This is a genomic window from Rhodococcus gordoniae, assembly GCF_001646655.1.
In the GTDB taxonomy this organism is placed as follows: Bacteria; Actinomycetota; Actinomycetes; order Mycobacteriales; family Mycobacteriaceae; genus Rhodococcus; species Rhodococcus gordoniae.
The window spans coordinates 63,138-88,840 of record NZ_LPZN01000004.1; the positions used below are offsets into that span (position 1 = coordinate 63,138).

The following is a 25,703-nucleotide window of genomic DNA, read 5'->3' on the forward strand; positions in this document are numbered from 1 at the left end:
ATCCGTACCCGGATGGGCGGATGCCTATCCGGAAGGCGAATCGACCCCTGCTCGCTCGCGGTGCGCGACCAGACGCGCGGCCGCATCCTCGAACTGCACGAGCGTCTGCGTGATCACCTCGCTGTGGTCCTGCGCGGTGAGCGCCTCGATCAACGTGATGTGCGATCGGACGGCGAGCCTCCCCCACTCGGCGTCACGTGCGTAGAGGCGGTACGGAATCGTGCGAGCGGCGGCGTTGAGGAACCACGCGAGCTTCGGGCTGTCGGCGATGCGGTTGAGTTCCCGATGGAAGTCGAACTCCGCGTCGGCGATCCGTTCGATGTCGGGTGTCACCCCGTCCGGAAGGACGACGAGCATGCGCAGGCGCTCGTTCAGCTCGGTCAGACGTTCGAGATCGGCCGGCGTGGCGCGGTCGACCGCGCGGAGCGCGAGCTCGACGGCGATCTGCCCCTGCAGCCAGAAGATGTCGTCGATGTCGCCGCGGGTGAGCGGCGAGACCCGGTATCCGCGATTCGGGGCGGACTCGACCATCCCCTCACCTCGCAGCGTCAGCAACGCCTCCCGCACGGGAGTGACGCTGACGCCCAGTTCGACGGCGGTCTCGTCGAGCCGGATGAAGTCGCCCGGGCGCAGGACGCCCGACATGATCGATCCGCGGAGGTGGCCGGCCACCTCGTCGGAAAGTTGCGGACGGCGCCGCACGCGCCCCTCCGAACGTCGGGATGCCGCAGCGTGATCCGTCTCGATCCCAGGGCTGCGTGTCGGTGCCGCCATCGTGTCTCCTGTAGCAATCCGGACAACTGCGCACGGGGGTTGTCCAATCGGCCCGCGAACGCTTAGTGTGATGTCCACTACAGTTATCACATCAAATATATGTGATGTGGTCCACCAGGAAGTGTCGAATATGACCCAGAACCTCACCGATCCGAAGAGGGCCGTGGCCACCTCGGACTCGGCATCCACGACGGCGAGCACCGACACCTTCGCGAGCCTCGATCCCCGGAACGGCGAGGTGATCGCCGAGTACCCGATCGCCGACGAAGCCGCCGTGGGTGCGGCCGTCGAACGCGCCCGTGTCGCCGCCCGCTGGTGGGAGGCGCAGGACTTCCGCGGCCGTCGCGACTGGCTCCTCGAGTTCAAGAAGGCCGTCGCATCCGATGCATCCTCGCTCGCATCGACGGTGTCGAAGGAGACCGGCAAGCCCTTCGGCGATGCCTTCCTCGAAGTGATGCTCGCGGTCGAGCACCTCGACTGGGCGGCCAGGAACGCGAAGAAGGTTCTGAAGCCGCGCAAGGTGCCCTCGGGGCTCGCCGCCTTCAATCAGGCCGCGACCCTCGAGTACAAGCCGCTCGGTGTCATCGGCGTGATCGGTCCGTGGAACTACCCGGTGTACACGCCCATGGGTTCGATCGCCTACTCGCTGGCCGCCGGTAACGCCGTCGTGTTCAAGCCGAGCGAGCTCACCCCCGGCGTCGCGAAGTGGCTCGAGGACAAGTGGAACTCGATCGCTCCCACTCAGCCCGTCTTCCAGGTGATCACCGGTCTCGGTGAGACGGGTTCGGCGCTCGTGCGTTCGGGTGTCGACAAGGTCGCGTTCACCGGTTCCGGCCCCACCGCCCGCAAGGTCATGGCGGTGTGCGCCGAATCGCTCACCCCGCTCGTCGCCGAGTGCGGCGGCAAGGACGCGATGATCGTCGCAGCCGATGCGAACATCGACGAGGCCGTCGAGTTCGCGGCGTTCGGTGCCTTCGGCAATGCCGGCCAGACCTGTGCGGGTGTCGAGCGCATCTACGTCGAGGAGCCCGTCTACCGCGAGTTCCTCGACAAGCTCACTGCCACCGTCGAACGCGCGAAGCCGGGCGGCGACGAGAACTCGACCTACGGCCCCATGACGCTTCCCCGCCAGGTCGACATCGTCCGCAGCCACATCCAGGACGCTCTGTCGTCCGGCGGCAAGGCCGTCCTCGGCGGACTCGAGTCGGTGCAGGAGCGCATCGTCGAACCCGTCATCCTCACCGACGTGCCCGAGACCTCGGCCGCGGTACGCGAGGAAACCTTCGGTCCGACGGTCGTCGTCAACAGGGTCCGCGATCTCGACGAGGCCGTCGAACGCGCCAACGGCACGAACTACGGTCTCGGAGCGTCGATCTTCACGCGCGACAAGAAGAAGGGCCGCCGACTCGCCGAGCGCCTGCGCAACGGCATGGTGTCGGTCAACTCGGTTCTCGGTTTCGCCGCCATCGCGTCGCTGCCCTTCGGCGGCATCGGCGAGTCCGGCTTCGGCCGCATCCACGGCGCCGACGGCCTGCGTGAGTTCAGCCGTCCCAAGTCCGTCACGGTGGCGAGGTTCGGCTCGCCGCTCGAGCTCATGAGCCTCGAACGCCCGGAGCGCCACCTGAAGATCGCGAAGATCATGCTCGAGTACATGCACGGAAGGTGAGCCGATGACGACCACTCCCCCGCGCACTCGAAGCCGGAAGGCCGCCGTCGTCGCACATCCCGAGGCACGCATCGAGAAGGCCGGTACGTTCCCGCCTCCGAACAGGGATCCGCGCCCCAAACGTGGACGGAGGGGCTGGGTCGAGGTGATCGACGGACTCGATCCGGTCACCCACCACCAGGACATCGTGCGGATCACCGCCGGCTACGAGTTCCCGTGGGACTACCAGCGGTCGCTGGAGTTCGCCCTGTTCCGCACGTACTGCGTGCCGAGCATCTCGGAGCTGCTCGCCCGCACCGGCGAGTTCGAGAAGCGGCCGCAGAAGCGGTACGACGACACGGCGCTGCTCATGGCCGAGCTGGTCGAGCACGGTTACGACGCCGAGCGGGGACGCGAGTCGCTGCGCAACATCAACCGGATGCACGGCAAGTACTCGATCGACAACGACGACATGTTGTACGTGCTGTCGACCTTCGTGTACGACCCGCTCGACTGGATCGACCGTTACGGGTGGCGTCGTCTCCATCCGAAGGAGCGGCTGGCGTCGTTCTACTTCTACCGCCAGGTGGGCATCCGGATGGGCATCAAGGACATCCCGGAGTCGTTCCAGGAGTTCCATCGGTTCAAGCTCGAGTACGAACGCGAGAAGTTCACCTACAGCGACGACAATCACGCCATCGGCACGTACACGCTGCGCCTGTTCCAGTCGTGGTACCCGAAGGTGCTGAACAAGGGCATCGAGAAGGTCGTCTTCGCGCTGATCGACGACCGCATGGCGTCGGCTTTCGGTTTCCCCCAGAGCTCGCCACAGCTGACGGAGATCGCCGAGGGCGCACTGCGGGCACGGTCGGCATTCGTACGGCGACTGCCGAAGCGACGTGTGTCGCTGTCGGCAGGCAATGCCGCGAACCGGACGTATCCGGGCTACCCCCTCGGCTACCGCCCGAGCGACCTCGGCGTCGAGCACTGAATCCGGTCGAACACTCGATCCGGTCGGATACCGAGACCTGGGGACAGGAGGGTCGGCCCCGCATTCCGGTTTCGCGACCGGGGTACGGGGCCGTAACCGTCGCGGAGGAAGCCGGAGCGACTCAAGTCGTGACGGAACGCAGGGACTGCTTCGAGGGCAGCGCGAAACCCGAGACGAAGACCACCACGGCGCAGCCGGCGCACACGAGATAAGCGATCACGAAGCCCGCGGTGCCGATGCCGAGCCCACCGCCGACGGTGTGGGCCGCGAGCACCGACGCGACCACCGCGCTGCACACGGTGCTGCCCACGGTGCGGAGCAGGACGTTGACGCCGTTCGCCGCCGCGTTCTGCGACAGGGGCACCGCACCGAGCAGGAGCACCGGAAGCGTGCAGTACACGAGCGATGTGCCGATGGCCGCGACGAAGATCGCGGCCACCACGACCCACAGCGGTTTTCCGGGCACCGCGTGGACGCTGTAGCCGGCGAGCAGGAAGACCGCTCCCGTCATGATCGTGATCTTGGGCCCGAAACGCTCGGTGATCCGGGAGGCCACGATCGCGAAGATCATCATCGCGAAGCTTGCGGCGAGCTGGCATGCCGCCGCCTGGAGGATGGTCAGGTCGTATCCGGCTCCGTGCGCGGACGACGCCTGCAGCAGCTGGGTGGTGATGAGGGTGTTGCCGTAGAAGGCGAACCCGACGAGCAGCGCCGACAGGTGCGGCGCGAGGACGGAGCGGCGGGCCGAGACGCGGAGGTCGACGAGCGGGTTGCGGTTGCGTAACTGCTGCGCGCCCCACAGCACGAACAGCAGTACCGCCGCGGCGAACGAGAGCAGCACGGCAGGACTCGTCCAGCCCCATGTGCTGCCTTGGGTGATGGGCACGAGCAGGCACACGAGGGCGGCGGACAGGCCGGCGGCGCCCACTGCGTCGAAACGGCCTCCGGTGCGGCTGCTCGACTCCGGGATGACGATCCACGCCGCGAGGGCCACACCGGCCCCGATGGCGGCGGTGATCCAGAAGAGCAGGTGCCAGTCGGCGAACTGGACGATGGCGGCCGCGAACGGGATGCCGACCGCGGTGCCGATGCCGAGGGTGGAACTGAGGATCGCGATGGAGCGCTCCACCCGATCGCGGGGCATGACTTCCCGGAGGATCGCCATGCCGATGGGCAGTACGGCTGCGCCGGCACCCTGCAGGCCGCGGGCGAGGATGAGCAGTCCGATGTCCGAGGTCAGCGCGCAGATCAGCGAGCCGAGGGTCATGAGCGAGAACGCGACGAGCAGCATGCGCTTCTTGCCGATCATGTCGGCGAGGCGCCCGAAGATGGGCGTCATCACCGCACCGACCAGCAGTGTGCTCGTCACCAGCCACGACACCGCGGTGGGTCCGGCGCCGGTGAAGCCCGGCATGCTCGGCAGGAGGGGCACCATGACGGTCTGCATGATGGCCTGGAAGACGGCTCCCACCGCGAGGACCGGGAAGACGAGGTGCCCCAGGTCGCGTCGCTTCTCCGCAGCTCCCGAGGCCGGGCGCCTCGGGGCGGAGGTGGCCCTGCCCGGTACGTGCAGGCGCAGAGGGAGCGAAATCGACATGACGTCCCTCCTCACCGAATAGGTAAATAGCCATTCACCACATTAGGTGAACGGCTATTTACCCTCAAGGGAGGTGACCAAAATCATTTCAGCCGCTAAGAACCGTCTCCGTCGAGCAGTCGCTGCACCAGCGGCGCGTACAGCGCCACCACCTCCTCGACCGTGCCGGTCGCGCGTTCCTGCATCATGCGGCGCCGCATGATCGCCAAACCCATCACCGCCGACATCGCCAGCTCGGCCCGGAGGCGGGCGTCCTGGCCCGGAAGCCGCGCGGCGAGGGCATCGATCATCTGCGTGGAGTAGTTGTCGCGGAGCATGCGGTTGCTTTCCTCGCTGCTGCCCCCGCTCATGAAGAGGATGTTCATCGACAACGGCTTGTAGGGCTCGAGCGGGCGGGCGAGCATCGCGACCATCCTCTCCCCCAGGCTCTCGAGCGGGCCGTCGAACAGCACCTGCGCGCCGTACTGGAAGTCGACGAGTTCCTCGTACAGTTGCTCCTTCGAGCCGAAGTACTTGATGATCAGCGGTGCGCTGACCCCCGCGTCCTCCGCGATGTCCTTGAGCGTGATGTCGCGATAGGGGCGCGTCGCGAACGCCTTCCCCGCGGCATCGATGATCAACTGCCTGGTCTCGTCGGAAGTCCGGCGGCGCTTCTCGGGCTCTCCCCGACGCGATGCCTCCGTGCCGCGCACGGTCACATCGCCCGCCTCCCCGACAGCGCTCGTCCCAGCGTCAGCTCGTCGGCGAACTCGAGGTCGCCACCCATCGGCAGACCCGACGCGAGGCGTGTGACGCTCAGCCCCGGGAAGTCACGCAGCATCCGCACCAGATAGGTGGCCGTCGCCTCACCCTCCGTGTTGGGGTCGGTCGCGATGATCACCTCGGAGACGTCGACGCCGTCCTCCTGATTGCCGATCCGGGTGAGCAGTTCGCGGATGTGCAGCTGGTCGGGGCCGACGCCGTTGAGCGGGTCGAGTGCACCACCGAGGACGTGATAGCGCCCCCGGAACTCACGGGTGCGTTCGATCGCCTGCACGTCCTTGGGTTCCTCGACCACGCAGATCACCGTGCGGTCGCGGCGAGGATCGGAGCAGATGCGGCAACGCTGCTGGTCCGAGACGGTGCCGCAGACCTCGCAGAACTGGACACCGTCGCGGATCCGCTGGAGCGCCGCCTGCAGGCGGTCGATCTCGGGCGGCTCGACCGAAAGCAGGTGGAACGCGATGCGCTGGGCACTCTTCGGACCGACGCCCGGAAGTTTGCCCAGCTCGTCGATGAGGTCCTGTACCGGTCCTTCGTACAACGCCGACCTCTAGAAGCCGGGCAGGCCGGGGATTCCGCCGCCGAGCCCACCCGCGAGCGGACCGAGCTTCTCGGCCGCGATGTCCTGGGCCTTCGCCGAGGCATCGGCGATCGCACCGACCACGAGATCCTGCAGGGTCTCGACGTCGTCGGGATCGACGACCTTCGGATCGATCTTCACGGACACGACCTCGCCCGTGCCCTTCACCGTCGCCGTGACGAGACCACCGCCGGCCTGGCCGGTGACCTCCGCCTGCGCCATCTCGTTCTGCGCAGCGACGAGCTGCTGCTGCATCTGCTGGGCCTGAGCGAGGAGTTGCTGCATGTCGGGCATTCCACCACCGGGTTGCACGGCACGTCCTTTCTGAAGTGTGTACGCCAGCCTAGTCCCGGCGCATCGCGGTCGGCACGGACGCCGAGATCGACGAAACCGAGGTCAGTCGACTTCCTTCTTCAGGTTCTCGAGCACCTGCTGCTGGATCTTCCGCAGGCCGAGCGGCGCGAAGGTCTTCTCGAAGAAGCCCTTGACGCCTCCGGCACCCTTCCACTGCGTGAGCACGACGACCGTCGAACCCGTCCCGTTCGGCACGACGCTGTAGGTCGTCACGAGCGTGGAGTTCGCGTCGGTCTCCGTGACGGTACTGCCCTTGACCGACACGGTGGCCTGCACGTCGCGCTGACGCTTCTCCGTGGCCTGGAGGATCCAGTGCACGACCGTGCCGTCGCCGCGACCGCCGGAGATCACGCGGTAGTCGCGGTAGTGCTCGGTGAGGATGCGCGGACGGACCGTCTCGTAATCGGCGAGTGCGGTGAGTACCGCCTCGGGGGCGGCCGCCACCTGGATCGAACTGCTTGCGCTGACCTGTGCCATGAACGACTCCTTCTTCTTCGTGCGTGCTCGAATGTGCCTGTGACGACTGCATCCATCCTGCCTTCCGCCTTTCGGGACGGATGCGACCGCCGGGTCTATTGTGGACGTGCTACCGATGCGCCGCTCCGAGGAGTCGAATGCAGATGCCGAGATCGTCAGGTGTGAAGGTCCCGTACGGAGAGGCGGTACACCGGCACGGTGTCGACCGTCTGCTGCGTTCGTACCGCGCGATTCCGGTCGACGCGCCCGTGCGACTCGCCAAGAAGACGTCGAACCTCTTCCGAGCGCGCGCCGCGGTGAACGCGCCCGGACTCGACGTCTCCGGTCTCGGCGGGGTCGTCTCCGTCGATCCGCAGGCCCGCACCGCCGACGTCGCCGGGATGTGCACCTACGAGGATCTCGTCGACGCGACCCTGCCCTACGGTCTCGCTCCGCTGGTCGTCCCGCAATTGAAGACCATCACGCTCGGCGGCGCCGTCACCGGACTCGGCATCGAGTCGACGTCCTTCCGGAACGGTCTCCCCCACGAGTCGGTGCTCGAGATGGACATCCTCACCGGGTCCGGCGAGATCGTCACCGCCCGCCCCGAGGGTGAGACCGCCGATCTGTTCCACGGCTTCCCCAACTCCTACGGTTCCCTCGGGTACGCGACGCGCCTGCGCATCGAACTCGAACCGGTGAAGCGGTACGTCGCGCTGCGGCACCTGCGGTTCGACACGATCGCCGACCTACAGTCCGTCCTCGCACGGATCGTCGACGAGCGCACCTGGGACGGCACATCGGTCGACTATCTCGACGGGGTCGTCTTCTCGGCAGCCGAGAGCTACCTGACGCTCGGCACGCAAACCGACGAGCCGGGACCCGTCAGCGATTACACCGGGCAGGACATCTACTACCGGTCGATCCAGCACGTCTCCGTCAACCGCCCCAAGGAGGATCGACTCACGATCCGCGACTATCTGTGGCGGTGGGACACCGACTGGTTCTGGTGCTCACGCGCGTTCGGCGCCCAGAATCCGAAGATCCGCCGACTGTGGCCGAAGCGGTTGCTGCGCAGCAGCTTCTACTGGAAGCTCATCGCCCTCGATCACAAGTATTCGGTGGCCGACCGGATCGAGGCACGCAAGGGCAATCCGCCCCGCGAGCGTGTCGTGCAGGACATCGAGGTTCCGCTCGAGCGCACCCGGGAGTTCGTCGAATGGTTCCTCGACGAGATTCCCATCGAACCGATTTGGTTGTGCCCCTTGAAGTTGCGCGACACCGAGTCGTCCCCGGAAGGCCGGCGGCCGAGCGCCTCGGACGCCCAGCGGCCGTGGCCGCTGTACCCGCTCGAACCGAAGCGCGCCTATGTGAACGTCGGGTTCTGGTCGTCCGTTCCCATCGTGCCCGGCGCCGAGGAAGGCGCCGCCAACCGGTTGATCGAGAACAAGGTCGCCGAACTCGACGGGCACAAATCGCTCTACTCGGATTCCTACTACTCGAAGGACGAGTTCGAGAAACTCTATTACGGCGGTGGCGAATACCCCGCCCTCAAACAGAAATACGACCCTCGGTCCCGTCTACTGGACCTCTTCTCGAAGGCGGTGCAACGAAAGTGACCATTTTCAAGGCCGAGAACGATCGACCCACCGAGGACAAGCTCGCCCTCGCCCAGATCGTCGAGATCGTGACCGGCGGCGACATGCCGCTGCGCTTCACGGCCTACGACGGCTCCGCAGCGGGCCCGGCGAACTCCCCCTACGGCCTGCACCTCGCATCGCCCAAGGGCGCGACGTACATCGCCACGGCTCCCGGCGATCTGGGCATGGCCCGGGCCTACATCTCGGGTGATCTCGAGGCGCAGGGCGTGCATCCCGGCAACCCCTACGAGTTGCTCGCTTCGCTCGGCGACCTGCACTTCGAGCGTCCTCCGGCCCGCGTCCTCGCGCAGATCGCCCGGTCGCTCGGCACCGAACTGCTCAAGCCGATCGCGCCGCCGCCGCAGGAACACCTGCCGCGCTGGCGCCGGATCGCCGAGGGTCTGCGGCACTCGAAGTCGCGCGACGCCGAGGTCATCCACCACCACTACGACGTGTCCAACGAGTTCTACGAGTACGTGCTCGGACCGTCGATGACGTACACCTGCGCCGTCTTCGAATCCCGGAATCAGAGCCTCGAGGACGCCCAGGAGAACAAGTACCGTCTGGTCTTCGAGAAGCTGCGATTGAAGCCGGGCGACCGTCTGCTCGACATCGGTTGCGGCTGGGGCGGAATGGTGCGGTATGCAGCTCGGCGCGGCGTGAAGGCCCTCGGCGTGACGCTCTCCGGGGAGCAGGCCGAGTGGGCGCAGAAGGCCATCGTCGAGGAAGGTCTGAGCGACCTGGCCGAGGTCCGGCACTCCGACTACCGCGACGTGACCGAGGGCGGGTTCGACGCCATCTCGTCGATCGGCCTGACCGAGCACATCGGCGTCGCCAACTATCCGGCGTATTTCCGGTTCCTCCACGACAAGCTGCGTGCCGGTGGTCTGCTGCTCAACCACTGCATCACCCGGCCGACCAACAACAGCCGGGTCAAGGCGGGCGGTTTCATCGACCGGTACGTCTTCCCCGACGGGGAACTCACCGGCTCGGGGCGCATCATCACCGAGGCGCAGAACATCGGCTTCGAGGTGATGCACGAGGAGAATCTGCGCGAGCATTACGCCCTGACGCTGAAGGGCTGGTGCGAGTACCTCGAGAAGCACTGGGAGGCGTGCGTCGCCGAGGTCGGTGAGGGCACGGCCCGTCTGTGGGGCCTGTACATGGCCGGCTCCCGTCTCGGCTTCGAACGCAATGTGGTGCAGCTGCACCAGGTGCTGGCGGTCAAGCTGGGCGACGACAAGAAGCCGCAGACGCCGCTACGGCCCTGGTGGGTCGCCTGACCTCACCCGGTTTCATCGCATATCTTGGACGCGTGTTGCCGGATCTGGACCCGAGACCGCTCCCGAGCCGCCGTCGGTCGGCTCGGGAATCGGATTGGGATGCCATTCGTGCCTGGACGGACGACAAGTACATGCGGTTCGATGTACGGCCGACGGACCGCACAGCCGTCCCCGCATCGTCGATGTTCTCGGTACCGATCCACGACATCACCATGACGCGGTTCCGCTACGGCGTAGAAGTCGATCTTCGGAACTTCGATTCCGACGCAGGAAACATCCTGGTGTTGACCACGATTCGAGGCAGGACACGTCATGCGACAGGAACATACGACGAGACCGAATTGGGTGCGGGCCAGACGTTCGTCGCCGACTGCAGTCGGGTGGACTATCGGCTCGACGCAGATCCCGACCATCTCCAGCTCAACCTGACGATTCCGCACCGCTTCCTGTCCGATCTCGCCCTGCAGTGGTGGGGCTACGTTCCCGACGAACGACTGTGGAGTCACCAGTGTGCGGTCGGAGGGCCGGACAGTGCGTGGCTCGCCCTGCTCGACTACGCCACAAGGACGGCTTCGACCGCCCCGGACGCTGTTGCCGCCGGAAGAATAGGCCACAATCTCCAGGAGATGCTCGCCGCTCACCTGCTCGACGAGTGGGCTCGCTCGGCGGGCATCGACCTCACCGGGCCCGCGCCGGTTGCCGCTCCTGGATATGTGCGGCTTGCTGTGCAGTACATCGACGAGCATGCGAAGGATCTGCCCACCGTCACCGAGACGGCATCAGCAGTGGGCGTCAGTGTCCGTGCCCTCAACGGTGCGTTCAAGAAATATGTGGGGACCTCCCCGCGGGCGTATCTGGTCGAGCAGCGACTGCGCGGCGTTCGTCGCTCTTTGAGCGCGGGGTCTCCTTCGGTGTCGTCCGCGGCCCACGAATGGGGGTACGTCAACATGGGTGTCTTCGCCGCGGCCTATCGGCGCCGGTTCGGAGAGAACCCGTCGGAGACCTTGCGTCGAGCGCGCACAGGCTAGACGCGTCATTCTTGCCGATTGCAGATATCCCCTACCGATCACAGACGTACAGAGCCGATCACATGTCCTACCTTCCATGCGTGTCACGCATCACACCGGAAGGACGGATATGCACACACTGGATCTCTCTGCTTTGACAACGAGTCTCGACGACGCTCTGGACCACGTCACCGCTTTTCCCGACGGACCGGCTCTGGTTCCCGGCGTTGCAGCCGCGGTCACGCGCTCGACCGGGTCCGTGTACGAGGGGGCGTCCGGCGTCCGCTCGTTGAGCGATGCCACTCCGATGACCACGGATTCGGTACTCGCACTGTTCTCCACCACCAAGGCGATCACCGGAACAGTCGTGCTCCAGTGCGTCGAAGAAGGACTGATCGACCTCGATGCTCCGGCATCGGAATACGTGCCGGACATCGCGGATCTCTCCGTCGCAGAGGGTTTCGACGAGTCCGGGGTCCTGACGCTGCGCGCTCCCCGCACGCCGATCACCACCCGAATGCTGTTGCTGCATACTGCCGGACTCGGGTACTCGTTCTTCGACGACACCTATCACCGTCTCTCGGTCGCGGGCGTCCACCCGAGCGTGATCACAGCAACTCGTGCGGCGCTGCAGACGCCTCTGCTGTTCGAGCCCGGTACCCGGTGGAACTACGGATCCAACATCGATTGGGCGGGGCTCGTGGTCGAAGCCGTTCGCGGGAAGCGACTCGGCGACGTCATGACGGAACGTGTCTTCCGTCCACTGGGGATGAGTGACACCGCATTCACCATGACCCCCTCGATGCAGGAACGACGAGCAGAGATCCACCAACGCAGGGAGGACGGGACGCTCGTGCCGACCGGTCTGGTGCTGCCGCAGGAGCCCGAAGTGGATATGGGCGGTCACGGCCTGTACTCGACCATCGGTGATTACACCCGATTCCTACAGATGTGGTTGAACGACGGTGAGGGTGAGTACGGTCGAGTGTTGCAGCCGGAGACTGTGGCGAAAGCTGCGATCAGCGGTCTCGGCGACCTTCAGGTGACGATGCTCCCAGGAGTCGAGCCCGAGCTCTCGAATGACGCGGAGTTCTTTCCGGGCCAGCGGAAGACGTGGTCGTACTCCTTCATGGTCAACGAGGAACAAGCGCCCACCGGCCGCAGCGCAGGGTCCCTGAGCTGGGCGGGACTGGCAAATCTGTACTACTGGATCGACCGTCGTGCCGATGTTGCCGGAATCTGGGCGGCACAGGTGCTCCCGTTCGCCGACCGCGCCTCCGTCGGTGGATTCCTGGAGTTCGAATCGCGCGTCTACCGCGCACTGCGCTGAGAAAGGGCTCCCGACACCGTGGCGTCGGGAGCCCTTCCGTGTAACCGTCGTGTGCGTCAGCTGCGCAGCGACGCCGGCGGGGTGAAGCGTTCGCCGTACTTGGCGGCGAGCTCCTCGGCCCGCGCGACGAAGCCTTCCTTGCCACCCGGGTAACCGACGATGTACTGAGCGACACCACCGGTCCAGGCCGGGAAACCGATGCCGAAGATCGAGCCGATGTTGGCGTCGGCGGTGGTCTCGAGAACACCCTCGTCGAAGCACTTCTGGGTCTCGATCGCCTCGGCGAAGAGCATGCGGTCGATCAGATCCTGCAGCGGCACATCGAGGGTCGCCTCGGTCTTGAAGTGATCGCGCACACCCTGCCAGATGCCCTGACGCTTGCCGTTCTCGTCGTACTCGTAGAAGCCGGCCTTCTCGAGACGACCCGGACGGCCCTGCTCGACCATCCAGTCGACCACGTCGAGTGCGGGATGACGCGTGGTGCCGAGCTTGGTGTCGCCCTGCTTGGCGGCCTCCTCGGTTTCCTTCGCGATCTTCTGCATGAGCTTCATGTTCAGCTCGTCGGTCAGCTGCAGCGGCGGAGCCGGGTAACCCGCCTGCGAACCGGCCTGCTCGATGGTCGCGGGCTCGATGCCCTCGCCGAGCATGGCGATGGCCTCGTTGACGAAGGTGCCGATCACACGCGAGGTGAAGAAGCCGCGACTGTCGTTGACGACGATCGGGGTCTTGCGGATCGCGAGCGTGTAGTCGAACACGCGGGCCAGGGCCTCGTCGGAGGTCTTCTCACCCTTGATGATCTCGACCAGCGGCATCTTGTCGACCGGCGAGAAGAAGTGGATACCGATGAAGTCCTCGGGACGCTTGACGCCGGTCGCGAGACCGGTGATGGGCAGCGTCGAGGTGTTCGAACCGAGCAGCGCGTCGGGATCGACGATGTCTTCGATCTCCTGGAACACCTTGTGCTTGAGCTCGGTGTTCTCGAACACCGCCTCGATGACGAAGTCGACGCCCGCGAAGTCGGCGGGGTCGGCCGTCGGCGTGATGCGGTCGAGCAGAGCCTTCGACTTCTCCTCGGTGGTCTTGCCACGCGAGAGAGCCTTGGTCTCGATCTTCTCCGAGTAGTTCTTGCCACGCTCGGCGGCCTCGAGGGTGACGTCCTTGAGGACGACCTCGTAACCGGCCTTGGCGGAGACGTAGGCGATGCCGGCGCCCATCATGCCCGCACCGAGAACGCCGATCTTCTTGATCTCGCGCTTCGGCACGTCCTTCGGACGCGAAGCGCCCGAGTTGATGGACTGCATGTCGAAGAAGAACGCCTGGATCATGTTCTTCGCGACCTGGCCGGTGGCGAGTTCGACGAAGTACCGCGACTCGATGGTCGACGCGTTGTCGAAGTCCACCTGCGAGCCCTCGACGGCGGCGGCCATGATGGCGCGCGGAGCCGGCATCGGAGCGCCCTTGATCTGCTTGCGCAGGTTCGCGGGGAAGGCCGGGAGGTTCGCGGCGAAGGCCGGGCTGGAGGGGGTGCCGCCGGGGATCTTGTAGCCCTTGACATCCCACGGCTGGACGCCGCCCTCGGGGTTGGCCTTGATCCATTCCTTGGCGGCCGGAACGAGCTCCTCGACGCTGCCCACGACGTCGTGGACGAGGCCGATCTCCTTGGCCTTGACCGCGTTGTACTTGTTGCCCTGCAGCAGAACCGAGAGCAGCGCCGTCTGGATGCCGAGCAGGCGCACGGTGCGGGTGATGCCACCGCCACCGGGGAGCAGGCCCAGGCTGGCCTCGGGCAGACCGATCTGCACGCCCTTGACATCGGCAGCGATGCGGTGATGCGTCGCGAGGGCGATTTCGAGGCCGCCACCGAGAGCCGCGCCGTTGATGGCGGCGACGACGGGCTTACCGAGGGTCTCGAGACGACGCAGGTCGGCCTTGATGCCCTGGACCTCGTCGAACGCGGCCTGCGCGTCGTCGGGGCCGATCGCGATGATGTTGCGCAGGTCGCCGCCGGCGAAGAAGGTCTTCTTCGCGGAGGTGATCACCACACCGGTGATGGAGTCCTGCTCCTCGTACAGACGGTCGACGGTGGCCTTCATCGACGCCTTGTACAGCTCGTTCATCGTGTTGGCGCCCTGGTTGGGATCGTCGAGTGTCAGCACGACGATGCCGTCGGCGTCCTTGTCCCAGGAAATCATGTTGTCGCTCACTGTTTTTCGAATTCCTTCCGGTGTCAGACGCGCTCGATGATGGTGGCCACACCCATGCCGCCACCGATGCACAGGGTGACGAGGGCGCGCTTGGCTCCGCGGCGCTCGAGCTCGTCGATCATGGTGCCGGTGATCATGGCGCCGGTGGCGCCGAGCGGGTGGCCCATCGCGATGGCGCCGCCGTTGACGTTGAGCTTCTCGTCCGGGATGTTCAGGTCCTTCTGGAACTTCAGGACGACGGAGGCGAACGCCTCGTTGATCTCGAACAGGTCGATGTCGTCGACCGTCAGGCCCGCCGAGGCGAGAACCTTGTGCGCGGCCGGCGTGGGGCCGGTGAGCATGATCGTCGAGTCGGCACCGGAGGTGGCCGTGGCGACGACGCGGGCACGCGGGGTCAGACCGAGGTCCTTGCCGGCCTGCTCGGAACCGACGAGCACGAGTGCCGCGCCGTCGACGATGCCCGAGCTGTTGCCGCCGTGGTGGACGTGATCGATCTTCTCGACGAAGTGGAACTTCTGCTGCGCCACGGCGTCGAAGCCGCCCATCTCACCGATGGTCGCGAACGACGGCTGCAGCTTGGCGAGGCCTTCGAGGGTGGTGTCGGGACGCATGTGCTCGTCGTGATCGAGGATCGTCAGACCGTTCTGGTCCTTGACCGGCACGACCGACTTGGAGAAGTAGCCGCCCGACCAGGCTGCCGCGGCGAGTTGCTGCGAGCGCAGTGCGTAGGCGTCGACGTCCTCGCGGGTGAAGCCCTCGATGGTCGCGATGAGATCGGCGGAGATGCCCTGGGGAACCAGGTAGCTGTCGTAGTTGGTGGCGGGATCGAGCATCCACGCGCCACCGTCGGAGCCCATGGAGACACGCGACATGGACTCGACGCCGCCGGCGAGAACGAGCTCGTCCCAGCCGGAGCGGACCTTCTGCGCAGCCATGTTGACGGCCTCGAGGCCCGACGCGCAGAACCGGTTGATCTGCACGCCGCCCGTGGTGGCCGGCAGGTTCGCGATGGTGACAGCGGTGCGGGCGATGTCGGCACCCTGATCGCCGACGGGGCTGACGACACCGAGGATCAGGTCGGAGATGCGGTTCTCGTCGAGATCGGGGAATCGAACACGCAGCTCGTCGATCAGGCCCGTAACCAGGGAGATCGGCTTGACGGAGTGCAGCGAGCCCGTCTTCTTGCCTCGGCCGCGTGGTGTTCGGATGGCTTCATAGATGAATGCCTCGGTGGTCACAGTGCGCAGGTTCCTTCCCGTGCTTGCGGAGCGACGGCACCCACGGCCCTGCAGAGGGCCGCCGTGCCCAACCTCCCCCACGGTAGAAGCGGGTACCCCTCGGCCGTAAGGACCGAAGCGATCGGTGTCCGTGACCGAACCGAACGTCCGCAAACCCCTTACGGGACCACCGCCGCCCGCAGGCGCGGCCCCGCGTGCAGGACTTCTCGCAGCGCATCGAGGGGGACGGGGGTGCCGACGAGCTCGTCCCACGGGTAGACGGCGACCGTGCGGGACAGGAACGCCACGGCCTCGCGCAGGTGCGCGGGTTCGTAGTTGTGCACCCCGCCGATGGTGAGCCACCGGCGCACGATCGCCTCCGGATCCACGGGAACGGCGGGACCGGGCGCCACCGAGCCCGCGAGCACGAGGCGCCCGCCCACATCGAGGCGCGACACGAGCGACGCGATCGCATCCGCCGAACCCGAGAAGTCGAGAGCGATATCGGCAGGACCACCGTCGTCGAGAACCGCGCCGAACCGTTCGGCGCGTGCCGCGCGCTGCGGGTCGATGTCCACGATCGTGACGTCGGCGCCGGCTTCGGCACACATGGCGACCGCCGTGACACCGAGCATCCCGGCACCGCACACCACGACCCTGCGGCCGTCGAGATCGCCGGCCGCCTCGACCACCGCGACAGCCGTCGCGGTCGCACACGAGGCCGGAGCTGCGACGACGTCGGGCACCGCGGCCGGGACGGGCACGGTCGTCGCGCCCGCGGGCAGCACGATGTACTCGGAGTAGGTGCCCGACAGTGGCCACGGCCCGGTGAACGGTTCGTGGCCGACCTTCGTCACCGACCTGCACTTGGCCGTGCGCCCGGATCGGCACCGGTCGCAGTCGTGGCACGCGCACGTCACGCTCCACACGATCCGCTCCCCCACCGCCGCGGAGGCGTGCGGACCGGCAGCGACGATCTCCCCTACCCCTTCGTGTCCGAGCACCGAGGGCGCCGGTCCGGGGCGGCGCCCGGACACGGTGTGCAGGTCGCTCCCGCACACCGTGGCGAGGCGGACACGCACGAGCAGTTCGCGGTAACCGAGGGCCGGTATCGGTACCTGCCGCAGCTCGATGCCCGTCCCGGTCCACACCGCCGTACGGCTCACACGACCTTCGAGCGGATCCATCCCGACATCCTTTCGATGACGTACACGACGGCGAACACGATGACGACGATCGCGCCGGCGAACTCGAAGTTCAGCGTCCGGACCGCTTCGAAGAGAAGGAATCCCACGCCGCCCGCACCGACGACACCGAGAACGGTCGAGGTGCGGATGTTGATGTCGAGCAGGTACAGCGTCGACCCGACGACCGACGGAACCACCTGGGGGATCACCGCGGCGAAGAGGGTCTTCCACCATCCGCCGCCGACGGCGCGGACCGCGTCGAGCGGCCCGGGGTCGATCTCCTCGACCGCGTCGGCGACGAGTTTGCCGAGGAATCCGACGGAACCGACGGCGAGCGCACACGCACCGGCGACCGGACCGAGTCCGATGGCGGCCACGAAGATCACCGCGAGTACGAGTTCGGGGATCGCCCGCACCACGAGGATCACGGCGCGAGCGGTGGCATAGACGGTGGGATGCGGAGACACGTTGTTCGCCGCCAGGATTCCGAACGGAAGCGACAGCACGGCACCGACGGCGGTGGCGACCGCGCCGATCGCGAGGGTCTGCAGCACCGCGTCGACGAGATCCGAACCCACCGCGGTGAAGTCCGGTGGAACGAGCCGTGTGAAGACCTCGAGGGACGGTCCGATCCAGGTGAACAGATCACGCGGATCGATACGGAGAGCGAACAGAGCGGCCGCCGTGGCCGCGATGACGGTGGACGAGAAGATGATACGCGAGAGACGTTCTCGTCCAGGACCGTTCGCGGACGGAGTGAGCAGAGCGCGCCGGACGACGATGGCGACGACCTCCATCGCCGCGATGATCACCAGGATCACGCAGACGATTCCGAGTGCACGTGGATAGACCAGTCCACGCAGTGCGTCCTGCAACGCGAATCCGATTCCGCCGGCTCCGACGAAACCGAGGACGACGGAGGTTCGGAGGTTGATGTCGATCCGGTAGACGAAGTTGGCGGTCCAGGACGGGACGACCTGCGGCAGAACCGCGTTGATCATCTCCCGGACGTATCCGACGCCGGTGCTGCGCACCGCCTCCCGTGGACCTGCGTCGGTCTGTTCGATCGCGTCGGCGAACAACTTGCCGAGCATGCCTATCGAGTGGAGAGCCAATGCCAGAACACCGGGCAGGACGCCGATTCCGAGTGCGCGGACGAACAGGACCGCAAACAGCAGGTCGGGCATGGCGCGGCAGAACGTGATGACGGCGCGGGCGATGCGGTGCAGCGCCGGGTGCGGTGTCGTGTTGCGCGCAGCCAGGAACGCGAGCGGTACCGATGCGACCGCCGCGAGGACGGTGCCGAGCACCGCCATGAGCAGCGTCTCGATCGCGAGCACACCGATGCGGCCGGGGTCGTCGAGCCGCGGCGGCAGCATGCGTTCGATCAGGCCGGCCGTCGAGTCGAGCCCGTCCAGCAAGGTTGTGGGAGCGAAATCGATGTACGCGGCCGACGCGACGACCACGACCGCGACGACGGCCCAACCGGCGGTGATCGTCCGCCGACGGTCACGACCGGCGCCGTGGGGCCTCGTCTCCGTGCGGGTCGGGGTGAGGATGCTCATGCCGACCGTGCTCCGAGAGAGCCGGAGGCGGGTTCGACGCGCTGGTAGATCTCCATGGCCTCGTCGCGGGAGAGCCCGACCGCCGGGCGATCGAGCACCTTGCGACCGTCTCGCAGGCCGACGATGCGGTGTGCCCAGCCGAGTGCGAGGTCCACCTGGTGCAGCGTGCACACGACGGTGAGCTTGTCTTCCATGCACACCCGGAACAGCAGATCCATGACCACGCCGGCGTTCTCCGGATCGAGGGAGGCGACGGGTTCGTCGGCGAGCAGCACCGTGGGCCGCTGCATGAGGGTCCGTGCGATCGCGACGCGCTGCTGCTGGCCTCCCGACAGGGTGTCGGCACGCCGGTCCGCGAGGTCGGCGAGACCGACCCGGTCGAGATGCTCCCGCGCCTCGACGCGCATGGTCTTCGGGTAGGTGAGCGCCCCGTAGCGGGGCAGCGACAATCTGCCGAGCCCGCCGATGAGCACGTTCTCGAGGCAACTGAGCCGTCCGACGAGATTGAACTGCTGGAAGACGAATCCGACGTCCTTGCGCAGCGACCGCAGCTCGCGGCGGGACGCGAGATCGACCCGTGTACCGGAGACGTCGATCCTGCCCTCGGTGACGGGGTGCAGACCGTTCAAGCACCGGAGGAAGGTCGACTTCCCCGAGCCCGACAGACCCAGCAGGACGACCAGCTCGCTGCGGTGCACGTCGAGATCGACGCCGGACAGCGCGGTGGTGGTGCCGAATTCCTTGGTGACGCCGCGGGCCGAGACGACGAGATCGTCGCCGGCGACCTGGTGGGTGGGATCGATGCTCATCGTCAGCCCTTGCACTTCTCGGATTCGGTGATCTCGCAGACGTGGCGGACCCCGTCGTAGTCGGCGTCGGTCGCAGGCACGACACCCCAGGCACGTTCGTCGGTGATGCGGCATTCGCCGTCGCAGTATCCCTGGGCGAGCAGGTAGTCGGCGTTGCCCTTCTCGGTGAGGATGGCGGCGAGTCGTTCGGTGACCTCGGTGCCGAGGGAGTTGTCGGCGACGAACAGGGATCCGGCGATCGTCTCGGATTCCCAGACCTTCTTCAGTTCGCCTTCCCGGAGGTCGCCGCTCTCGATCATCGTCCGGTCGACCATGGTGTCGAACGCGAAACCGGCGTCGCAGTCGCCCGCTGCGATCGCCAGAGCGGAAGCGTCGTGCCCACCGGCGTAGACGGGGGTCAGACCGGCGACGAGATCCTGCTCGGTTCCCGACTCGACGACTCCCGCTTCGATGAGTCCTGCCGAGGGGTACAGGAATCCGGACGTCGAACCGGGATCGACGAAGCACACGTCCTTGCCGGCGAAGTCCTCGATGCTGTCGATCCCGGAGTTGCCGGACTGCGTCAGACCGTAGGAGCGGTAGCCGGGTTCGGCGTCCGGGTCCTGGACGACGGCACCGAGCGGAGTGGTGTCGGCGCCGTTGAGTTGCGCCACGACGTACGCGAAGGGACCGAAGAAGGCGAGGTCGACGTTGTCGGCGATCATGCCCTCGACCACGCCCGCGTAATCGGAGGCCTGGACGAACTCGACGGTGGATCCGGTCTCGTCCTCGAGCATCGTCAGCAGCGGCTCGTAACTCGACTTCAGATCGGACGAGTTCTCGGCGGGAATCGCACCGAGCGTGATGGTTTCGGGAAAGCCTTGTTCGTTGAGCGTGTCGGGATCCGAACCGCCGCAGGCGGTCAGAGCGAGGGTGAGACCGGCGGCGAGACCGGCGGAGACGGCGGCTCGGCGAGACGACAGGGAACGCATGGGAAGGGTCCTTCGAGTCGGCAGGTCAGGAGAGGATCAGGGCGGGCAGAGCAGCGATCGAGTCGAGAACGTGGGTGGCACCGGCTTCGCGGAGTGTCGCCTCGTCGTGGGCTCCTGTGCGCGTGCCGGCGACGACGGACGCTCCGGACCGCAGACCCGAGAGCATGTCGCCGGCGGTGTCACCGACCACGGCGATCTCGCGGACGTCGTCGGTGCCGGTGCGCAGCAGCGCGGTGAGGATCATGTCGGGGTAGGGACGACCGCGACCGGCGTCGGCGGGCGTGAGGGCGATGTCGGCGAGGTCGCGCCAGCCGAGTGCGTCGAGCAGCCGGTCCTGGGTGGAGCGGCTGAAACCGGTGGTGAGTGCGACTTTCACGCCTGCCTCGCGCAGTTGCGTGATCGTCTTCTCCGCCCCCGGAATCGCGGTGACGTCCCCGGCGTCGACGAACCGTTCGTAGGCGCGTTCGAAGGCGTCGTTGGCGATCCGGGCGCGCTCGTCGCTGCCGAACAGGGCGCGGAAGACGACGATCTTCGACTGTCCCATCGTGTCGAGGACGTATCGGCGCGCGTCGTCCCGCTCGGGGCCGTTCTCGGGAAGGCCGACGGCGGTGGCCGCTTCGTCGAAGGCGCGGACGACGAGTCCGTCGTCGGCGACGGTGGTTCCGGCCATGTCGAGCACGGCCAGTCGGATGGTGGTCATGATCTTCTGCTCCAAGGGTTTCGGGAGTCGGTCAGAGTCCGAGCAGGTCGGCGGTCTCTTCGCCGAGATAGGGGCCGAGTGTCATACCGCGGCCACCCGGACCGGCGACGACCCACACGTCCTCGTCGGCCTTCGCGCGGTGGACGAGCGCGGTGGGATCGGTGCACTGGCTGTAGACCCCTGCCCAGCGCCGGACGACGGGCGGCAGACGGCGACCGAGGAGTTCTTCCGTGACGGCGGTGAGATGGTCGTAGGGTTCCTCGTCGACGTCGAAGTCGAACGGTTCGTCGTAGGCGTGGGTGTCTCCGATGGTCAGGCCGCCGTGCAACCGTTGGACGCACAGCAGCTGCATGCGGTGTTGCTCTGCGACGGGGCGTTGCTGTTCGGCGGCGGTGAGATCGTCGAGGGCGGTACCGGCGAATCCCGGGTAGTAGCGGAGGCTGTCGCCGTCGGCGATCGAGGTGGTGAGCGCTTCGTCCAGTGGTGCGGTCTGCATCATCTGCAACCGGACCCGGCGCAACGGCAGGTCGCCGGCGAGATCGCGGGCCAGGCCACCGAGTGTCGCGCCGGGGCAGGCGAGAACGAGATCGACCTCGTGCACGACACCGTGATCGTCGCGTACCCGGACCGTCCCGTGCGGTGTGCGGGAGACGTCCCGGGCCTCGGTGGACGGCAGGAACCGGTAGCGGCCCGACGTGGCGAGATGTTGCCGGATCGCCGGAAGCGCGATGCGGGACTCGACGGCGGCGTCGGTACCGCAGTGCAGTGCGGCGACGAATTTCCCACGGAGCGCAGGGTTGACACCGCGCGCTTCGTCGGCGTCGAGAAGTGTGAATCCTCGCCGGCCCGCGTCGTCACGCGCGACGGCCTCCTCGGCGACGGCGACCTCGGCGGCGGTGCGCAACAGCGTCAGTGAGCCGTTCGCACGGAAGCCGACATCGGGCACGCGCGCGCCGAGGTCCTCCCACAATTCCCGGGACCGGAGGGTCGCGTCGAGTTCGCCGCGCGTGCGGCCGGAGACCCAGACGAGACCGAAATTGCGCACGGTGGCACCGCGTGCTTCCGGTTCGCGTTCGAGATGCAGGACGTCGTGTCCGCGACGGACGGCGGCGTCGGCGTGTGCGGTGCCGAGGATGCCACCACCGATGATCAGGATTCGCATGTCTGCAACAGTGGAGCATGGTCTAGACCAGATGGGGGCGATTCGGCGAACGCACGGTGAACAGTTGGTATAGACCGGAATTCGGTTACGCTGGATGTGTGGCCACCGTCGTTCGCGAAGCGCGCACCCTCAAGCACCAGGTCGTGCGCCGCCAGGTCGAGTGTCTTCTCGACCAGCTCACCGTGGGAGACCAGGTGCCCTCCGAGCGCGATCTCGCCACCCGATTCGACGTCGCCCGCGAAACCGTCCGCCAGGCACTGCGCGAACTGCTCGTCGACGGCCGCATCGAACGACGGGGTCGCAGCACCGTCGTCGCCGGACCGAAGATCGTCCAACCCCTCGTCATCGGTTCCTACACCGAAGCCGCCCTCCTCGAAGGACGGAGCGCGGGGCGTGTGCTGGTCGCGTGGACCGATCTCGTCGCCGACGACGAAACGGCCTGCCGCCTCGGCATCGAGGCCGGAGACCCCGTCCTCGAACTCGAACGTGTCCTGCTCACCGACGGGGTGCACGTCGGACTCGAACGCACCCGGCTTCCCGCACACCGCTTTCCGGAGCTGCGCCGGACGCTGGATCCGTCGTCGTCACTGTACGCCGCGATCCGCGCCTGCGGGATCACGTTCGCGCGGGCGGTCGAGAAGATCGAGACCACACTGCCCGACGCGCGCGAAGCGGCCCTGCTCGACGCCGACACCCGCACACCCATGTTGTTGCTCGAACGGATCTCCTACGACGAGAACGACGTCCCCATCGAACATCGGCGCTCGCTCTATCGCGGCGACCGGATGTCGTTCGTCACGACCGTCACTCCCTGAGCAGCAGGTCAGTCGACGCCCAGGCCTGCTTCCCGCGCACGGACGATCGCGCTCGCCCGGTCGGCCGCACCGATCTTGCCCAGGATGTTCGACACGTGGTTGCGCACCGTCTTCTGGCTGAGTATCAGTCGCCGGGAGATCGCCGCATTGTCGAGTCCGCGCGCCACGAGATCGAGGATCTCCCGTTCACGTTCGGTCAGATCCGGGAAGGCGGCCGCAGTGTTGCGGGATGTCGACACCGCCGCAAGGGCTTTCGCGGCGACCGCCGCGCCGACGATCATCTCCCCGGCGGCCACCGCCCTGATCGCCCGTTCGACCCCCGACGGATCGGCCCCCTTGACGAGATAGCCGGAGGCACCGGCGCGGATGGATGCGACCAGGATGTCCTCGTCCTCGTGCATGGTGACCATCAGGATGCGGGTGCCCGGGACCTTCCGGAGAATGCTGCGGGTCGCGTCGATCCCCGAGCCGTCGCCGAGTTCGATGTCCATGAGCACGACGTCGATGTCGGCGTTCACGCCTTCGAGCGCCTCCCCCACCGAACTTGCCTGGCACACCACGTCGATCCCGTCGAGGGTGCCGAGGAGCGCGGCCATACCGAGGCGGAAGACGGGATGGTCGTCGACGATCGCGACGCGTATCACCGGGTTGTCGCTCTCGATTCGGACCAGGGTAGCCGCGCGCGCACCACGACACCGCGCGGGTCGCCGGATTCGATGCCCACCGTCCCACCGACCTCCCGGGCCCGTTCACGCATGCTCGGCGTGCCCACGCCGACGCGTGCGTCGGCTGCGAGTCCGCTCCCGTCGTCGACGATGTCGAGTGCCAGAACGTCGCCCTCCGCCGCGACCCGCACCGTGCACTCGTCGGTTCCGGAATGCCGCCGGGCGTTGATGATCGCCTCGGAGGCGATGCCGTATGCGGCCCACGCGACAGGGCCGGACATCCCGGCCGGGAGGTCGGCCTGCAGGTGGACGCGGAATCCCGCGCGGGCGTGCGTGATCACGAGCTCGTCGAGGGCTGCGGTGAGACCGAGTTCGTCGAGGACCGGGGGCAGCAGGCTGCGCGAGAGTTCGCGGACACCGTCGACCTGGCGGTCGAGTTCGCGGAGCAGCTCGTCGACGAGCACGGCCGCGGCCTCCGGATCGGTGGTGACGAGATTGCGTGCCCCCTGCAGACCGAGCCGCACTCCGGCGAGCGACGGCCCGAGTCCGTCGTGCAGTTCGCGGCGGATGGTGCGGCGTTCCTCGAGCCGGACCTCCGTGAGGCGCCGGCGGGCGTCGTCGAGGTCCTCGGCCGACCGCAGTACCACCAGTCCGGCATCGACGACGGTCGCGAGTTCGGTCAGCGCCCGCCGGCTGCGGGCCCCGAGCGATTCACCCGGCGGTGCGGTGACGGCGAGGATCGCGTCGCCCGAGCCGACCGGCACCTCCTCGACAGGTCCCGAGGCGGTCCCCCAGCGCGCGATGACGTCATCCCCACGGCGCACCTCGACCGATTCGAGGCGCAGCGCGGTGCCGATGCCGGCGGCGAGTTCACCCAACAGCAGGTCGGGAGAATCGGCGCCGGCGAAATGCCGCCCGAGAATCCGTACGGCGCGCGCCGGGTCGACACCGTCGCCGTAGACGAGCCGGTGCACCCTCCGGCCGAGCCACATCCGCACCGGTTGCACAGCGAGGGCGACGGTGGTGGCCCCGACCGCCTGGGCGAACACCGATTCGTTCGGGAGCACCAGCGAGACCGCGACCGTCACCGCGAGATAGCAGGTGACGAGCACGGCGGTGAGACTGCCGGCGAGAGCGGCGCGTCCGACCGCGAGGTCGATGCCCCAGAGTCGTTGGCGCAACACGACCGCGAGGATCGCGACCGGATAGAAGGCCTGCGTCGCGAGGTGGAGCAGAGGGGTGAGCATCCACGGCACATCCGGCACCGCCAGCGGGATGTACGAGGCCGTCATGAGCGCACTGCCGAGAGCGAGCCATCCCATCCCGGATCGTTCGGCCGCCGGGGCGTGACGGCGGCGCCACTCGACGTGTCCGGCGGTGAGGAAACCTACGGCCACAACGGGTCCGACGAACCAGATGTCGGCGATGCCGGTGAACGTGCGCGCCCAGAAGAACCAGGCGATCGTCACGACGCCGGCGAGAACCCCCGCTCGCGCCATCGGGCCGGCGGGACGATCGCGGACGAGCCACGGCACCACCAGGAACAACGCGAGCGTCCCGGGGATCCAGGTGGTGTTCTGCAGCGGCCCGAGGAATCCCACCGGAAGTTCGGGACGGACGAAGGCGAGCTGGGTCCAGCTGTAGGACACCGCTGCCAGGCCCACCCCGATCGACGCGACGGCCAGCAGGATCGGAACGGCATGGACGCGACGGGCGAGGATCACACCGGCGACCGTCCCGTAGACGGCGGCACCGACCACGTCCACGAGGAAGAACAGCTGGTCGGAGTCGAGTACGGGACGGGCCGCGACGAACACGACCACGGCCGCGACGGCGAGCAACCAGGAGGCGACGGCCACGACGGCGGCGGGTACCGGAGCCCCGGTACCCGCCGATCCGTTCGCTGTGGCTGTGTCCTTCATGGTGCGGTGAGTATGCACCACTGTGTCCTTGATGCGGCAGGTATACGCCGCTGGGCCGCTCGCAGTG

The 25,703-nt window shown here is 67.3% G+C and carries 23 protein-coding genes; 7 read left to right on the top strand and 16 right to left on the bottom strand.

The annotated features are described in order from the left end of the window. Nucleotides 1-24 precede the first annotated feature (24 nt). A complete protein-coding gene (locus tag A8G18_RS04130) occupies nucleotides 25-774 on the bottom strand; it encodes a GntR family transcriptional regulator (protein WP_064062835.1) in 750 nt (249 codons plus the stop codon). Nucleotides 775-904: 130 nt separating this feature from the next. Here A8G18_RS04130 and A8G18_RS04135 point away from each other — a divergent pair, with 130 nt between their 5' ends. Beyond that, nucleotides 905-2,440, top strand: a complete 1,536-nt coding sequence (locus A8G18_RS04135) for an aldehyde dehydrogenase family protein (RefSeq protein ID WP_064062836.1) — start codon at nucleotides 905-907, stop codon at nucleotides 2,438-2,440. Nucleotides 2,441-2,444: 4 nt separating this feature from the next. Further along, on the top strand, nucleotides 2,445-3,410 hold the full coding sequence (locus tag A8G18_RS04140) for an oxygenase MpaB family protein (RefSeq protein WP_064062837.1): 966 nt from the start codon (nucleotides 2,445-2,447) through the stop codon (nucleotides 3,408-3,410). Between the two features lie 121 nt (nucleotides 3,411-3,531). Here the strand turns inward: A8G18_RS04140 and A8G18_RS04145 are convergent, their stop codons facing one another. The 5 genes from A8G18_RS04145 to A8G18_RS04165 form a co-directional block, all read right to left on the bottom strand. Further along, nucleotides 3,532-5,007, bottom strand: coding sequence for an MFS transporter (locus A8G18_RS04145; protein ID WP_084421464.1), 1,476 nt, complete (start codon nucleotides 5,005-5,007; stop codon nucleotides 3,532-3,534). A 95-nt stretch (nucleotides 5,008-5,102) separates the two neighbouring features. Continuing rightward, nucleotides 5,103-5,705, bottom strand: a complete 603-nt coding sequence (locus A8G18_RS04150; protein ID WP_064062838.1) for a TetR/AcrR family transcriptional regulator — start codon at nucleotides 5,703-5,705, stop codon at nucleotides 5,103-5,105. Continuing rightward, nucleotides 5,702-6,310, bottom strand: a complete 609-nt coding sequence (gene recR / locus A8G18_RS04155; RefSeq protein ID WP_016693177.1) for a recombination mediator RecR — start codon at nucleotides 6,308-6,310, stop codon at nucleotides 5,702-5,704. The genes A8G18_RS04150 and recR overlap by 4 nt, the downstream gene beginning before the upstream one ends. 9 nt (nucleotides 6,311-6,319) lie before the next feature. Beyond that, entirely contained in the window at nucleotides 6,320-6,643 is a 324-nt protein-coding gene (locus A8G18_RS04160; RefSeq protein WP_016931828.1) for a YbaB/EbfC family nucleoid-associated protein, read from the bottom strand. 102 nt (nucleotides 6,644-6,745) lie between these two features. Further along, nucleotides 6,746-7,180, bottom strand: coding sequence for an SRPBCC family protein (locus A8G18_RS04165; protein ID WP_016931827.1), 435 nt, complete (start codon nucleotides 7,178-7,180; stop codon nucleotides 6,746-6,748). Nucleotides 7,181-7,317: 137 nt separating this feature from the next. Here A8G18_RS04165 and A8G18_RS04170 point away from each other — a divergent pair, with 137 nt between their 5' ends. The 4 genes from A8G18_RS04170 (at nucleotide 7,318) to acmB (ending at nucleotide 12,419) form a co-directional block, all read left to right on the top strand. Beyond that, complete coding sequence (locus A8G18_RS04170) at nucleotides 7,318-8,778, top strand: FAD-binding oxidoreductase (protein WP_064062839.1); 1,461 nt, start codon at nucleotides 7,318-7,320, stop codon at nucleotides 8,776-8,778. Next, nucleotides 8,775-10,082 carry a class I SAM-dependent methyltransferase gene (locus tag A8G18_RS04175; protein WP_064062840.1) on the top strand — a complete coding sequence of 436 codons (1,308 nt, stop codon included), beginning with the start codon at nucleotides 8,775-8,777 and terminating at the stop codon, nucleotides 10,080-10,082. Before A8G18_RS04170 ends, A8G18_RS04175 begins: the two co-directional genes overlap by 4 nt. Continuing rightward, nucleotides 10,070-11,110, top strand: coding sequence for a helix-turn-helix domain-containing protein (locus A8G18_RS04180; protein WP_084421467.1), 1,041 nt, complete (start codon nucleotides 10,070-10,072; stop codon nucleotides 11,108-11,110). The genes A8G18_RS04175 and A8G18_RS04180 overlap by 13 nt, the downstream gene beginning before the upstream one ends. Nucleotides 11,111-11,219: 109 nt before the next feature. Further along, nucleotides 11,220-12,419 carry a methyl acetate hydrolase AcmB gene (gene acmB / locus A8G18_RS04185; RefSeq protein WP_064062841.1) on the top strand — a complete coding sequence of 400 codons (1,200 nt, stop codon included), beginning with the start codon at nucleotides 11,220-11,222 and terminating at the stop codon, nucleotides 12,417-12,419. A 56-nt stretch (nucleotides 12,420-12,475) separates the two neighbouring features. On the opposite strand, the gene A8G18_RS04190 is transcribed toward acmB, so the two are convergent. From A8G18_RS04190 to A8G18_RS04225, 8 genes are all read right to left on the bottom strand, one after another. After that, nucleotides 12,476-14,623: a 3-hydroxyacyl-CoA dehydrogenase NAD-binding domain-containing protein gene (locus A8G18_RS04190; protein ID WP_084421470.1), complete on the bottom strand. Its 2,148-nt coding sequence runs from the start codon at nucleotides 14,621-14,623 to the stop codon at nucleotides 12,476-12,478. 23 nt (nucleotides 14,624-14,646) lie between these two features. After that, nucleotides 14,647-15,861 carry an acetyl-CoA C-acetyltransferase gene (locus A8G18_RS04195; protein ID WP_064062842.1) on the bottom strand — a complete coding sequence of 405 codons (1,215 nt, stop codon included), beginning with the start codon at nucleotides 15,859-15,861 and terminating at the stop codon, nucleotides 14,647-14,649. 158 nt (nucleotides 15,862-16,019) lie between these two features. Next, complete coding sequence (locus tag A8G18_RS04200; RefSeq protein ID WP_064062843.1) at nucleotides 16,020-17,027, bottom strand: zinc-binding dehydrogenase; 1,008 nt, start codon at nucleotides 17,025-17,027, stop codon at nucleotides 16,020-16,022. Further along, nucleotides 17,003-18,592, bottom strand: coding sequence for a phosphonate ABC transporter, permease protein PhnE (gene phnE, locus A8G18_RS04205; protein ID WP_064062844.1), 1,590 nt, complete (start codon nucleotides 18,590-18,592; stop codon nucleotides 17,003-17,005). Before phnE ends, A8G18_RS04200 begins: the two co-directional genes overlap by 25 nt. After that, nucleotides 18,589-19,401 carry a phosphonate ABC transporter ATP-binding protein gene (gene phnC / locus A8G18_RS04210; protein ID WP_016931819.1) on the bottom strand — a complete coding sequence of 271 codons (813 nt, stop codon included), beginning with the start codon at nucleotides 19,399-19,401 and terminating at the stop codon, nucleotides 18,589-18,591. The genes phnE and phnC overlap by 4 nt, the downstream gene beginning before the upstream one ends. A gap of 2 nt (nucleotides 19,402-19,403) precedes the next feature. After that, nucleotides 19,404-20,372 carry a phosphate/phosphite/phosphonate ABC transporter substrate-binding protein gene (locus A8G18_RS04215; RefSeq protein ID WP_064062845.1) on the bottom strand — a complete coding sequence of 323 codons (969 nt, stop codon included), beginning with the start codon at nucleotides 20,370-20,372 and terminating at the stop codon, nucleotides 19,404-19,406. Nucleotides 20,373-20,397: 25 nt separating this feature from the next. After that, nucleotides 20,398-21,072 (bottom strand): phosphonatase-like hydrolase, encoded by a 675-nt coding sequence (locus A8G18_RS04220; protein ID WP_064062902.1) that lies wholly within the window; start codon nucleotides 21,070-21,072, stop codon nucleotides 20,398-20,400. Nucleotides 21,073-21,103: 31 nt separating this feature from the next. After that, on the bottom strand, nucleotides 21,104-22,234 hold the full coding sequence (locus A8G18_RS04225) for a TIGR03364 family FAD-dependent oxidoreductase (protein WP_064062846.1): 1,131 nt from the start codon (nucleotides 22,232-22,234) through the stop codon (nucleotides 21,104-21,106). Between the two features lie 98 nt (nucleotides 22,235-22,332). On the opposite strand from A8G18_RS04225, the gene A8G18_RS04230 reads away from it, so the two are divergent. Further along, complete coding sequence (locus A8G18_RS04230) at nucleotides 22,333-23,049, top strand: GntR family transcriptional regulator (RefSeq protein ID WP_016931815.1); 717 nt, start codon at nucleotides 22,333-22,335, stop codon at nucleotides 23,047-23,049. A gap of 8 nt (nucleotides 23,050-23,057) precedes the next feature. Here A8G18_RS04230 and A8G18_RS04235 read toward each other — a convergent pair whose 3' ends face one another. Further along, nucleotides 23,058-23,693 (bottom strand): response regulator, encoded by a 636-nt coding sequence (locus tag A8G18_RS04235; protein ID WP_172506074.1) that lies wholly within the window; start codon nucleotides 23,691-23,693, stop codon nucleotides 23,058-23,060. After that, nucleotides 23,690-25,636 carry a sensor histidine kinase gene (locus A8G18_RS04240; RefSeq protein WP_064062848.1) on the bottom strand — a complete coding sequence of 649 codons (1,947 nt, stop codon included), beginning with the start codon at nucleotides 25,634-25,636 and terminating at the stop codon, nucleotides 23,690-23,692. The genes A8G18_RS04235 and A8G18_RS04240 overlap by 4 nt, the downstream gene beginning before the upstream one ends. Between the last annotated feature and the right edge of the window lie 67 nt (nucleotides 25,637-25,703).

Bases quoted from the DNA above. Each gene is read 5' to 3' on its own strand.
- A8G18_RS04130 (WP_064062835.1), bottom strand. From the start codon at position 774: ATGGCGGCACCGACACGCAGCCCTGGGATCGAGACGGATCACGCTGCG.
- A8G18_RS04135 (WP_064062836.1), top strand. From the start codon at position 905: ATGACCCAGAACCTCACCGATCCGAAGAGGGCCGTGGCCACCTCGGAC.
- A8G18_RS04140 (WP_064062837.1), top strand. From the start codon at position 2,445: ATGACGACCACTCCCCCGCGCACTCGAAGCCGGAAGGCCGCCGTCGTC.
- A8G18_RS04145 (WP_084421464.1), bottom strand. From the start codon at position 5,007: ATGTCGATTTCGCTCCCTCTGCGCCTGCACGTACCGGGCAGGGCCACC.
- A8G18_RS04160 (WP_016931828.1), bottom strand. From the start codon at position 6,643: ATGCCCGACATGCAGCAACTCCTCGCTCAGGCCCAGCAGATGCAGCAG.
- A8G18_RS04165 (WP_016931827.1), bottom strand. From the start codon at position 7,180: ATGGCACAGGTCAGCGCAAGCAGTTCGATCCAGGTGGCGGCCGCCCCC.
- A8G18_RS04170 (WP_064062839.1), top strand. From the start codon at position 7,318: ATGCAGATGCCGAGATCGTCAGGTGTGAAGGTCCCGTACGGAGAGGCG.
- acmB (WP_064062841.1), top strand. From the start codon at position 11,220: ATGCACACACTGGATCTCTCTGCTTTGACAACGAGTCTCGACGACGCT.
- A8G18_RS04200 (WP_064062843.1), bottom strand. From the start codon at position 17,027: ATGGATCCGCTCGAAGGTCGTGTGAGCCGTACGGCGGTGTGGACCGGG.
- phnE (WP_064062844.1), bottom strand. From the start codon at position 18,592: ATGAGCATCCTCACCCCGACCCGCACGGAGACGAGGCCCCACGGCGCC.
- phnC (WP_016931819.1), bottom strand. From the start codon at position 19,401: ATGAGCATCGATCCCACCCACCAGGTCGCCGGCGACGATCTCGTCGTC.
- A8G18_RS04215 (WP_064062845.1), bottom strand. From the start codon at position 20,372: ATGCGTTCCCTGTCGTCTCGCCGAGCCGCCGTCTCCGCCGGTCTCGCC.
- A8G18_RS04220 (WP_064062902.1), bottom strand. From the start codon at position 21,072: ATGACCACCATCCGACTGGCCGTGCTCGACATGGCCGGAACCACCGTC.
- A8G18_RS04225 (WP_064062846.1), bottom strand. From the start codon at position 22,234: ATGCGAATCCTGATCATCGGTGGTGGCATCCTCGGCACCGCACACGCC.
- A8G18_RS04240 (WP_064062848.1), bottom strand. From the start codon at position 25,636: ATGAAGGACACAGCCACAGCGAACGGATCGGCGGGTACCGGGGCTCCG.